The 12044-nt window shown below is 46.4% G+C and carries 9 protein-coding genes; 4 read left to right on the top strand and 5 right to left on the bottom strand.

The genetic code is table 11. The annotated features are described in order from the left end of the window. Nucleotides 1–70: 70 nt before the first annotated feature. The 4 genes from ACYJZR_RS10655 to ACYJZR_RS10640 form a co-directional block, all read right to left on the bottom strand. Nucleotides 71–619, bottom strand: a complete 549-nt coding sequence (locus tag ACYJZR_RS10655; RefSeq protein WP_005481806.1) for a GNAT family N-acetyltransferase — start codon at nt 617–619, stop codon at nt 71–73. 211 nt (nt 620–830) lie between these two features. After that, nucleotides 831–1598: a peptidoglycan binding protein CsiV gene (locus ACYJZR_RS10650; protein ID WP_021449347.1), complete on the bottom strand. Its 768-nt coding sequence runs from the start codon at nt 1596–1598 to the stop codon at nt 831–833. A gap of 7 nt (nt 1599–1605) precedes the next feature. Beyond that, the gene (mfd, locus tag ACYJZR_RS10645; protein WP_029822722.1) at nt 1606–5067 is read right to left on the bottom strand and encodes a transcription-repair coupling factor; all 3462 of its coding nucleotides are present in this window, start codon (nt 5065–5067) and stop codon (nt 1606–1608) included. A 5-nt stretch (nt 5068–5072) separates the two neighbouring features. Then, nucleotides 5073–5642 carry a PilZ domain-containing protein gene (locus ACYJZR_RS10640; RefSeq protein ID WP_406964752.1) on the bottom strand — a complete coding sequence of 190 codons (570 nt, stop codon included), beginning with the start codon at nt 5640–5642 and terminating at the stop codon, nt 5073–5075. 264 nt (nt 5643–5906) lie between these two features. Here ACYJZR_RS10640 and lolC point away from each other — a divergent pair, with 264 nt between their 5' ends. Genes lolC through lolE form a run of 3 tightly spaced genes read left to right on the top strand, consistent with a single transcriptional unit; the run spans nt 5907 to nt 9062 of the window. Continuing rightward, nucleotides 5907–7115 (top strand): lipoprotein-releasing ABC transporter permease subunit LolC, encoded by a 1209-nt coding sequence (gene lolC, locus ACYJZR_RS10635; protein WP_029785234.1) that lies wholly within the window; start codon nt 5907–5909, stop codon nt 7113–7115. After that, on the top strand, nt 7108–7815 hold the full coding sequence (gene lolD / locus ACYJZR_RS10630; protein ID WP_023585383.1) for a lipoprotein-releasing ABC transporter ATP-binding protein LolD: 708 nt from the start codon (nt 7108–7110) through the stop codon (nt 7813–7815). Before lolC ends, lolD begins: the two co-directional genes overlap by 8 nt. Nucleotides 7816–7817: 2 nt before the next feature. After that, complete coding sequence (lolE, locus tag ACYJZR_RS10625; RefSeq protein WP_406964755.1) at nt 7818–9062, top strand: lipoprotein-releasing ABC transporter permease subunit LolE; 1245 nt, start codon at nt 7818–7820, stop codon at nt 9060–9062. Between the two features lie 204 nt (nt 9063–9266). Here lolE and ACYJZR_RS10620 read toward each other — a convergent pair whose 3' ends face one another. After that, nucleotides 9267–9776: a DUF2062 domain-containing protein gene (locus tag ACYJZR_RS10620; protein ID WP_005456245.1), complete on the bottom strand. Its 510-nt coding sequence runs from the start codon at nt 9774–9776 to the stop codon at nt 9267–9269. A gap of 8 nt (nt 9777–9784) precedes the next feature. Here ACYJZR_RS10620 and ACYJZR_RS10615 point away from each other — a divergent pair, with 8 nt between their 5' ends. Next, nucleotides 9785–12043 (top strand): DNA internalization-related competence protein ComEC/Rec2, encoded by a 2259-nt coding sequence (locus ACYJZR_RS10615; protein ID WP_406964758.1) that lies wholly within the window; start codon nt 9785–9787, stop codon nt 12041–12043. Nucleotide 12044 lies beyond the last annotated feature (1 nt).

Raw genomic sequence — 12044 nt, 5'->3', positions numbered from 1 at the left:
TCGGTGGTTTTCTATTTCTGTTTTGTCCCGTCCCAAATAAGGCTTACACCTTCCAACGCTTACCGCTGTCTTACAGCAAATCTGTTGGCAGAAGTGAATACACGACGCCATCTTTTGGTTTGCCATGGAAAATAAATCGATTTCTGGCGATGGCTTCTTTTTTTGCTCCAACGGATTCGATCAAAGCTTGGCTGGCGTTGTTATCAGGATCACAAACGATTTCAATACGAGTTAAGCTCAGTTTCGCAAAACAAAATTCTGCCAACGCTTTAATCGCCTCTTGAGCGTAGCCTTGTCTTTGGTAACGGTCTGCTACCCAATAACCAATACTCGCCATATTAAACGTATGGTAAAGCTCATTCACGGCTGCCATTCCTAGCAAGGTATTGCTATCTCTATCATAAATACCGAAACCAAATGCTTCCGTTTTGACCCAATTTAAACGTGTTGCTAGTAGAAAGTCTTGGGCATCTTTTAGCGAGACTTCTGCGTCACACCAATCAAGCCAAGTATGCAAAGATGGGGATTGGGAGAGCAATCGTTGTAGCGAGTGAGCGTCATCTGCTGGGATAAGACGAAGGGCTAGGCGAGGGGTGATGATTTCAAAATCTGGGCTCATGAACAAATACGACTTCCATTGCTGATTTTAGAGATATGACCTTTCGTTCCTTAGGTCGTTGTAGTTGTTGGCTTGGGTTTACTTCGCTTAAAGGCTAAGGCTTCAAACCGAGTGACTACTGGCATGGTTGTGATTAAATGAGTTTAGGTGATATGAAGTGGCAGATAAAACAAAGCGCAGCGATTGCTGCGCTTTGTAGAACTGTCGAAGTTTAGTTAACTCGACGCACTTGGATGATCATTCCCATTAGAGGGTTGTCTAAGTAGTGCGTTTCGCTGCTTTTCATGCGGCGTTTTTGATCCAATCGGTAGCTCTTTAAGAAGGTTTCTTCAGTCACCGTTGGTGAGATTTCTGCGAGGTTACCCACTTGAACGTTGCCGTCAACATCACCGAGTTCATCATTCAACTGGTCAGTTGATTTAGACTCAAAGCGAACTTCACGGACGCTTGGTTCACGCAAATCCAGCGTGGTTTCTGCAAACAAGTAATGCTGCACGTAAATTTGGAATTTGCCATCTAACTCATACAGTGGGCCGTTGATGGTTTCTTCGTTATAGCCATCGCTAGAGTAGCTGTTATTGCCATTAATCGGGCTACCATCTGCATTGTAAGAGCCAGAGAAATCACGACCACCTACAATTCGAAAGATTGGCGCGCTTGCTTTACCTCGATCACCTTGACGCCATGCTACGTGTTTTAGCACTTTAAATCCGGCATGATTGTTCAGCGCCGCTTCTTGTGCGTTTAAGCGGAAAGAAGAGCGAGGTAACAGAGTTACGCCTTTAGAGCGGCGGTAGGCTTCGCTGTCCAAACTGCCGACATTTTCCATGTCGATTTTAGGCAGTTGGTTTGGCCAAGATTCAGTAGTGCTTTCAGCGTCGACTGCTCGCTTGAAAATAATTACTTCAATATCAAATTGACGCGCAGCCCAAGAAGGCATTGAGACACATAGAAGCAATAACGGGATCAATATTCTCATTCGACTATTAGCTCGTTGGTAATAAATTCTGTTTAAAATCATTCAGTAAGTCTTGTACAAACTGAATGCGTTTACGTCGGTCCGCCAATGGTACGCTAAACTTGAACTTAGTTGGACCTTCCATTGCAAATTTTTGCGGCTGTGATTGCAGGAGTTTAACTAAATACGCTGGATTTATGTCAGCATCAGGGTAAAACTCGATAAATCCACCTTTATCATGGGCTTCTATCTTCTTCGCTTTAATACTACCTGCGGCAAATTTCAATTCTGAGACAGCCAGTAAGTTCTTCGCGGCATCAGGAAGTAAGCCAAAGCGGTCGATCAGCTCAACTTTTAATTCGGATAGCTCATCGCTGTCGCTCACACTCGCAATTCGTTTGTACATCGACAGACGCGTATTGACGTCTGGAATGTAATCATCAGGCAGTAGCGCAGGGATTCTCAGTTCCACTTCTGTTTGTTCGCGAAGCAGATCATCCAATGATGGCTCTTTACCTTCTTTCAACGCTTCAACCGCTTGTTCAAGCATTTCCATATACAGTGTAAAACCAACCGATTGAATTTGACCACTTTGTTCGTCACCAAGCAGTTCACCAGCGCCACGAATTTCCAAATCGTGCGTTGCCAGAGTAAAGCCCGCGCCTAAGTCTTCCAGTGAAGCAATGGCATCGAGACGTTTAATGGCATCTTTGGTCATTGCTTTTGGATGTGGCGTTAACAAATAAGCATAGGCTTGATGGTGAGAGCGACCAACACGGCCACGCAATTGATGCAGTTGCGCCAAGCCAAGGTTGTCAGCACGATCCATAATGATTGTGTTGGCCGTCGGAACGTCGATACCCGTTTCAATGATGGTGGTACACACCAACACATTAAAGCGCTGGTGGTAGAAATCATTCATGATACGTTCTAGTTCGCGTTCACGCATTTGACCGTGTGCCACGGTAATACGGGCTTCTGGAATGAGTTTTTGTAAGTCTTCTGCCGTTTTTTCGATGGTTTCGACCTGATTGTGCAGGAAGTAAACCTGACCACCACGCATGATTTCACGCAGTACGGCTTCTCGAACCACAGACTCTTCACGTTCGCGAACAAATGTCTTAATAGCTAAACGACGTGCTGGTGGTGTGGCGATGATCGACAAATCACGCATACCACTCATTGCCATGTTCAGCGTACGAGGAATCGGCGTTGCCGTTAGGGTGAGAATGTCCACATCGGCGCGCATCGCTTTGACTTTCTCTTTTTGACGAACACCGAAGCGATGCTCTTCGTCGACAATCAGCAAACCCAAATCTTTAAATTTGATGTCGCTGGAGAGCAATTTGTGCGTACCGACGACGATATCAACTTTGCCATCCGCCACATCTTGCAAAATCACTTTTTGCTCTTTGGCTGATTTAAAGCGAGAAAGCACCTCGACTCGGATTGGCAAGTTCGCGAAGCGGTCACGGAAGTTTTCAAAATGCTGCTGAGCAAGCAGGGTTGTTGGCACGAGTACGGCAACTTGTTTGCTGTTGTCCGTAGCAACAAAGGCCGCACGCATGGCGACTTCTGTTTTACCAAAGCCAACGTCACCACACACCAAGCGATCCATGGCTTTTGCTTGGCACATATCGGAAAGCACCGCGTTGATTGCCATGGCTTGATCATCGGTTTCTTCAAACGGGAATGTTGCCTTGAAGGTCGCGTATTGGCCACGATCCAAGGCAAATTTAAAGCCCGGTTTTAGCTCACGCTTCGCGTATACATCAAGTAGTTCTGCTGCAACATCGCGTACTTTCTCAGCTGCTTTTCGACGTGCTTTCGACCACGCTTCACCGCCAAGTTTGTGCAGAGGAGCCGTTTCTTCAGCGCCGCCAGAGTAACGGCTGATCAAGTTTAGCGAGGAAACGGGAACATAAAGTTTGGCGTCGTTTTGATATTCAAGCGTCACATACTCGGTTTTCATTCCCCCCGCTTCAAGGGTTTGCAGACCGATGTAGCGGCCGATGCCGTGGTCAATATGAACAACAGGTTGGCCTGGTTTCAGTTCGGCAAGGTGGCGAATAACAGTGTCACTGTTGACGGCTTTTTTGTCTTTGCGACGGCGTTGAATTACGCGATCGCCAAGCAAGTCACTTTCGCATATCAGCGCGAAATTCAGCTCGTCATGAATAAACCCGTGTTCTGCTGAACCAAGAATCAACGTGAAACGGTGGTCTGACTCCAAAGCGTGATACAGCGATTCTTGCACCACTGGGCGAACTTTGATGCCTTGCAGAAGCTCAGTCAGGGCTTCGCGTCGACCTTCCGATTCCACGGAAAAGATGATTTTGCCCGTAAATTGTTCGCTGAATTGGCGCAGACGAGACAATGGCTCTTTGTTTTGCTGTTGAACGCCAAGTTCTGCCAGTGTTTGTACCGCTAAGTTTTGGCGGCCCGCACGTTTCACTACTTTCTCTAGGCTGAGCTGTGCCTGAGGAAGTTGTTTGAAGTGTGCAAACAATTCGTCTTTCTTGAGCCACAAATCATGTGGGGCAAGAAGTGGACGTAGAGGATCAATTTTCTTTTGATCGTAGCGATACTCGACGTCATTTAAGAATGTGTCGACGGCTGCTTCAATGTTGCCGTATGTGATCAGCTGCGAATCTTCAGGTAAGTAGTCGAACAGGGTTTCGGTATGGTCGAAGAACAGTGGTTGCCAGTATTCAATGCCTGCCGGCCACGTTCCTTTGGTGACTTGCATGTAGATGGATTCTGGCTCGCGTCTCGCCTCAAACTGGGTGCGCCAACGAGTACGGAAATCTTCAATCGCTTCTTTCGTCGTTGGGAATTCATGCGCAGGCAGCAATTGTATTTGCTGAATATCTTCGATAGAACGCTGATTTTCTGGATCGAAAGTGCGAATGGTGTCGATTTCATCATCGAAAAAGTCAATACGGTAAGGATCAGCACTGCCCATCGGGAATAAGTCGAGAATCGAACCTCGGCTCGCGTATTCACCCGGCCCAAACACTTGGTCTACATGACGGTAACCCGAGTTCTCTAGTTGCACTCTCAGGTTTTCTAGCGAGAAATTATCGCCTGTTTTGACCATTAGTGTGTGCTGTAACAAAAATTCTCGCGGAGATTGGCGCTGAAGAACAGTGCTGACTGGCACGATAGTGACGCCGCCACGTTGATTTGGCAGTTGGTATAGGCGAGCAATACGGTCAGAAATGATCTCTTGGTGTGGAGAAAAATTGTCGTATGGCAACGTTTCCCAATCAGGGAAAAGGCTTACCGGTTGGTCGGTAAACTGTTCGATTTCTGCTTGCAGTTTCAACGCGATCTGCGGATCTGGCACAACCAGTAGTGAGTGACTTGAATGCTGCTTGGCCAGTTCGGCAATGGCGAGTGGCAGCGCTGCACCGGGTAAGTTGCCAAGTTGTTTTTTGTCGCCACGCTCTGTTGGATTGGTGACGGAAAGTATCGTTGCTTTGGTCATAGGAGTTATTTTTTATCTCGCTCCAGTGAGCGCTGACGTAAAAGTTTTTGCTGTTGATATAAAGCGGCTTTAATGAGCAAATCTTGGTCTGCTTCTCTGAGCATTTTATATCTAAGAGTGACGACGAACCCTTGCTCAGAGGCGACACACTCTACGACTTGAGCGTAGCAGTAAATTGCCGCAGCAGGATGGTCAAGAAAGAGTTTTACTCGGACAAATTGGTCCGTTTCAATTGGGCTTGATGAGCGGTAACTCAACTGACTTGCACCAAATTGAGTGGTCTGGAAGCGAACCGAAATATCATCTTGTTGAGACAACATGAAGCTCAGCAGTAAGTTGAGCTTTGAGTTTTGCGTGTCGAGCAAACTAATAACGTGTTTAAGCTCTTTATTTTGCAGCTCTAGGCGTGCGTTATCTGCCAATGTATCTAAGTGGCTGAACTCGCTCGCGACAATAAAAGGCGCAGGAATTTCTGACACAAACGTTTGTTCGCCTGGCAAAGCAAAATCGGTCCCCAAGGCTTCCACGTTAATGGTGAGGTTATGGTGAACGGTGAAGTATTCTTGCTCTGTCATAAATCGGTCCTTTGTTGCCAGCGAGCACTCTCATTTCACTACTAATAAGAGGGATAGGGCACTGATTATCGCTAACTGAATGAAGTTATCAAGTTTACCACTACTGCGTTTGAACTTTTTGCCCTAAATGCAGACTTATTGCATGTCGTTGACAAATTTAGCGATTATCTTGTCTTCTTCATGAGAAGAGTAAGGTAAGATAACTCTTATTATTTAGAACTAGGGTCAATCGCCCTTATTAGAAAACCAGTTGGTTTGTCCTGTATGTATCATCCTATCTCTTTGTTTATTGGCTTGAGATATCTTCGGGGACGCTCCGGAGATAGGTTTAGCCGATTTGTTTCTTATATGTCGACGGCGGGCATCACGATCGGTGTGATGGCATTGGTCACTGTGCTTTCGGTTATGAACGGATTCGAAGCACAACTGAAAGAGCGCATTCTGGGTGTTCTTCCTCACGCGGTGATTTCTCAACATGATGGTCGCACTCCACTGACGGAGTCTGCGCCGCAATTCATTCAAGCGATGTCGGATGTTGCTGAGCCAGAACCTGTTGTTCGCGGAGAGGCGGTAATTCAAAGCTCGGCGCAACTGACGGCAGGTTATTTGATTGGGATTGAGCCTAAGAAAGGCGACCCGATTGCCAACCATTTGATTGCGGGTCGTTTGTCTTCTCTTCAAGCGGGAGAGTACAAAGTGTTTCTTGGCCACAGTTTAGCGCGCTCTCTTAAGGTTTCTATTGGCGACAAAGTTCGTTTAATGGTGACAAACGCCACGCAGTTTACCCCTCTTGGTCGAATCCCTAGTCAGCGCAACTTCACAGTGGCTGGTATTTTTAATACCGGTTCGGATGTCGATGGTCAGCTTATGATCGTCAATATGGCGGATGCAGCTAAGTTAATGCGCCTGCCCAAAGATACCGTATCTGGCTGGCGAGTGTTTTTCTCTGACCCATTTATGGTGACGGATTTCGCTGATAAACCGATGCCTGAAGGGTGGCAGTGGAGTGATTGGCGTGTACAACGTGGTGAGCTTTTCCAAGCTGTGAAAATGGAAAAGAACATGATGGGCTTAATGCTGGGGCTCATTGTTGGCGTTGCAGCGTTTAACATCATTTCTGCTTTGATCATGGTGGTGATGGAAAAACAATCTGAAGTCGCGATTTTGAAAACGCAGGGTATGACGCAATCGCAAGTCATGACGATTTTCATGGTGCAAGGCGCAAGTAGTGGTGTGATTGGGGCTATTGTCGGCGGAGCGGTTGGCGTGGCGTTGTCACTCAACCTCAACGCCATTTTGGAATCGGCTGGCGTGGCTCTGTTCAGCTTTGGCGGGCATTTGCCAATTGTGATTGATTCTTTCCAAATTCTATTAGTGGTAGTGCTAGCGATTGCTCTGAGTCTGGCTGCTACTGTTTATCCTTCTTACCGAGCATCTTCTGTTAAACCTGCTGAGGCACTTCGCTATGAATAAGCTATTAGAATGTCGTGATATTCGTAAAGTATACCGAGAAGGTTCGTTGGATACGGAAGTGTTGAAAGGCGTGAGCTTTGATATCGATAAAGGTGAGCTCGTTTCTATTGTGGGCTCATCGGGCTCAGGTAAGAGTACGCTACTTCATATCCTTGGCGCATTGGACGACGCAACGCAAGGTGAAGTCGATTTTTTAGGGCAGAACCTATCAGCGTTAAGCTCCAATAAACAGGCTGCTCTTCGCAACAAACATCTTGGTTTTGTGTATCAATTTCACCACTTACTTGCTGATTTTACGGCGCTCGAAAATGTCGCAATGCCACTGCTGATTGGCGGTATTAAAGTGACAGAAGCTAAACAGGCGGCAAAAGCGCTGCTTGAGAAAGTGGGCTTGAGCCATCGTATGGATCACCGCCCATCAGAGCTGTCTGGTGGTGAACGCCAGCGCGTGGCCATTGCTCGTGCTCTTGTGAACAAGCCTGACTTAGTTTTGGCTGACGAACCAACTGGTAATCTGGATCATAATACGGCTTTGGCGATTTACGATTTGATGCGTGAACTAAACAAAGAGTCGAACATCGCCTTTTTGGTGGTGACGCATGACAACGAACTCGCAGCAAAAATGGACCGTCAGATGCACATGCAAGATGGCCTTCTGGTGGATCGTTTGATGACCAAATCTGCATCGGTGGAGGGCTAGTTTTGTTCTCTTCTTTAGCATTGATGATTGGTGGACGCTTTAGCCGTGCGAAAAAGCGCAACAAAATGGTGTCGTTCATTTCTCTTTCTTCAACCATTGGTATTGCAGTAGGCGTGGCGGTGATCATCATTGGCCTTTCGGCGATGAATGGTTTTGAGCGTGAGCTTCAGTCGCGTGTGTTGTCCGTGATTCCTCATGGTGAGTTAGAAGGGGTTAACGGGCCACTGCAGAACTACACCAAGACGATGAACCAAGCGCTGCAACATGAGCATGTCGTTGCTGCCGCACCGTACGTCCGCCTTACAGGTTTAGCCGAAAAAGGCAGTAAACTAAAGGCGATTGAAGTGCGTGGTGTGGATCCTGCGTATGAGCAAGCGGTGTCGAGCATGTCTGACTTTATTGATCCAGAGGCATGGCAAAACTTTTACTCAGGCCAACAACAAGTGATTTTAGGTCGAGGGGTTGCAAATGAGTTGAAGGTGCAAGTCGGTGACTACGTCACGTTGATGATTCCTCAAACGGGTGGCACGAATAAAGTTCAAGCGCCAAAACGTGTGCGAGTCAAAGTGGCGGGCTTTTTGACGTTGAACGGCCAAATTGATCATTCATTGGCTTTAGTTCCGCTGGCGGATGCGCAGCAATACGCTCGTTTAGGAGACGGCGTAACTGGAATTTCTCTAAAAACCGATGATGTTCTTGATGCGCCTTCGATCGTTCGAGAAGTCGGCAACCTTGTGAATGTTTACGTATATTTGAAGAGTTGGCAGCAGCAGTTTGGCTTTCTCTACCGTGACATTCAGTTGGTACGCACGATCATGTATTTGGTCATGGTATTAGTGATTGGTGTGGCGTGTTTCAATATTGTCTCGACATTGATGATGGCAGTGAAAGATCGCGCAGCAGAGATCGCGATTTTGCGTACGATGGGGGCAAAAGATGGTCTGATTAAACGTATTTTCGTTTGGCAGGGCGTCTTTTCTGGAGTGTTTGGTAGCCTTGTCGGTAGCCTTGTTGGTGTGTTGGTTGCGTTGAATTTAACTCCAATCATTAAGGGGCTTGAAGGCTTAATAGGACACCAGTTTTTATCGGGTGATATCTACTTTGTGGACTTTCTTCCATCGCAGTTGCATTGGCCTGACGTTGCATTGGTGTCGACCACCGCTATCGTATTAAGCCTATTGGCCACTTGGTACCCAGCTTCTCGCGCAGCGAAACTGAACCCTGCCGCGGTTTTGAGTGCTAAGTAACTAAGGAAAGCAAGCTAGCCTCGTAGACATCGTTGTTGGCTAAGATTTCTTTTACCAAGTACACTAAATACAAAAAAGGACCTTTCATGGTCCTTTTTTGTACTCATTAGCATCTTTTCATTCTTTGCTTACATTTCGTTTCAGCTTTATTGTCGTTTGAACCTCAAGCCATGTCGCAACGAATGATTTTAGCGTCTTATTCGCTTATCTTACTTTTCGTTTTTGCCAACTGCGAACGACAGAGTAGCGCCACAATCCGCGAATACCGAAATAACCAATAATCGCAGAACCCACACCGCAAATTGCGCACCCCAATAGGAATGGAGGCCCAATCGTGCTCATCTGTTGCATGATAAAGTCCCAAGATAGCTCAAAATGGAATGGCTGAGGTGGAACATGCATGACCCATGCACCGAGCTTGTAAGCAAAGTAAAACAAGACTGGCATGGTAATAGGGTTGCTGACCCAAACGAGAGCGACTGACAGAGGTAAATTTACGCCCATTAAAATGGCTAAACCTGCAGACATGATCATCTGGCTCGGAAGCGGGACAAACGCCATAAATAGGCCAACGGCAAAAGCACCTGACGCAGAGCGACGGTTTAAGCACCAAAGGTTCGGGTTGTATAACACATTGCCGAAGACCTTCAATGCTTTTTGGCGTTTGATCACTTCGTGATCAGGCATGAAGCGTTTTATCAGCTTTCTAGGCATAGGACGACATGACTCTCTTAGAAAAAAGTTGGACCTTGGCGTTATTTGTCGCGAGCGTAATTTCGTCTGCATGGTGGCCGACGATGCCGGATTGGCGTTGGTTGCTGCTGGGAATAATTACCACTGGCTCAATAATTAAATTACGTCGAGGCTTAATTAGCATAGGCGTAATTGTGGGCTTTATGGTTGTCATCGTCCACGGCAATATTATGGAGTATCAGAGACAAGCCCTTTTTCAAGCAGGTGAGAATAGTACCATAATTGGTAGAGTTGACAGCTCTTTTACGCAAATAAGTCACGGATATGAAGGTGTCGTAGCGATAAAACAAGTGAATACTCACACTCTGTTACCTTTTCTTAAACCTAAAGTCCGCCTTATAACGCCATTCCCACTAGCTGTTAACAGTGAGTTTACGACTAACGTTTTGATTAAGCCCATTATCGGCCTCAGAAATGAAGCGGGGTTCGACGCAGAAAAACAGTCAATGGGAAGTGGTGTTGTTGCAAGAGCGGTCGTAACTAAAGATTCATACTGGGTCATTCGTACTTCTTCGTCTTGGCGCGAGTCGATTATTCAAACTGTTGAGCGTGATATTTCTCGCCTTGAGCACTTTGCTCTAATCAAAGCACTGGCTTTTGCTGATCGCACTGGGCTTACCAAAGAGGATTGGCAGTCTCTGCGTGACAGCGGATTACTGCATCTTGTATCGATTTCTGGTTTACACATTGGGATGGCATTGACGTTTGGGCTCGCCCTTGGTGGGCTTATTCGGCTTGTTATGCCGCGATATTGGTTTCTGCCATCAGTGAGTGGGTTGGCGTTTGCCATTGTTTACGCTTGGCTTGCTGATTTTTCTTTGCCGACGACCCGAGCCGTTTCTGTTTGTATCATCTATATTGCTTTGAAGTATTGGCTTGTTCATTGGAGTCCATGGCGCGTACTGTTATTGGCTGTGGCGTTGCAACTTTTCTTCCAACCTTTTGCTTCTTTTAGTTTGAGTTTTTGGCTGTCTTATTTATCCGTTGGTGCCGTTTTGTTTGCGGTTAACACAGTGCAAGACTCGAAGGAAGGTCGTTTGGGAAAGTTGCGGATACTTCTGTTGACTCAACTGATACTGAGCTTATTGATTGTCCCGATCAGTGGCTATTTTTTCTCTGGATTTAGCTGGTCTTCTTTAGTCTACAATTTGGTTTTCATTCCTTGGTTTGGCTTTGTTGTCGTTCCAATCATGTTTGCTGCTTTAATTGCGTCATTGCTCTTTCCTATGTTGGCGACGGTTCTATGGTGTTTGCTTGACGTGTTCCTTGTACCACTAAGTTGGTCGGTTCGATATGCCATAGGAACTTGGCAACCCATTAGTGCCGAGTGGACATTTGTTATTGCTGTAGTGAGTGCCGTGCTCGTTTTAAGACATGTTATGCCTCGTTACGTTTGGATGTTTGTCTGTGTAATTGTTGTGATGACAGGGCTGTTTCCTAAGCAAGATAGCCAAACTTGGCGTATTGATGTGCTTGATGTCGGGCATGGGTTGGCGGTGCTGGTTGAAAAAGAGGGTAGAGTTTTACTCTATGATACGGGCAAAGCTTGGCAAAACGGCAGTATAGCTGAGCAAGTGATTAGGCCAGTACTGCATCGCAGAGGCTACTCAATTGTCGATACGATGATTTTAAGTCATGCTGATAATGACCATGCTGGTGGCCGAAAAGTGATCGAACAGTACTTTTCACCTAAACACAAACTAAGCAGCCAGAGCTTTTTACATTATCAGCCTTGCATCGCTGGTGAAAAATGGAAGTGGCAAGGATTGAACATGGAGGTACTTTGGCCTCCTAAACCTGTAGTACGTGCATACAACCCCCACTCTTGTGTCATCAGTCTGGAAGACCCTAGTACAGGTTTTAAAATGTTGTTTACTGGTGATATCGAAGCCATCAGCGAATGGATACTGCTTCGAGAGCCAGAAAAGCTGCGCAGTGATGTAATGCTAGTGCCGCATCATGGAAGCAAAACCTCTTCTAACCCTATGTTTATCAATGTTGTTGAGCCTAGCTTGGCTATTGCTTCAACGGCAAAACTAAACCAGTGGGGAATGCCCGCACCGGAAGTCGTTCAGGCCTATACCGATAGTGGTGTTAGTTGGTTAGACACTGGAAGTGATGGCCAAATAACAATCTTACTTGATGGCAATAACTGGCGTTTTGAAAGTAAACGTCGTGAGACAATTGAGCCTTGGTATAGGCAGATGCTGCGTAACCGAGTAGAATAAG

The organism is Vibrio sp. RC2502 (assembly GCF_054850435.1).
Note: the sequence above shows the minus strand (reverse complement) of the source record. Positions and strands in the feature narration are given on the sequence as shown.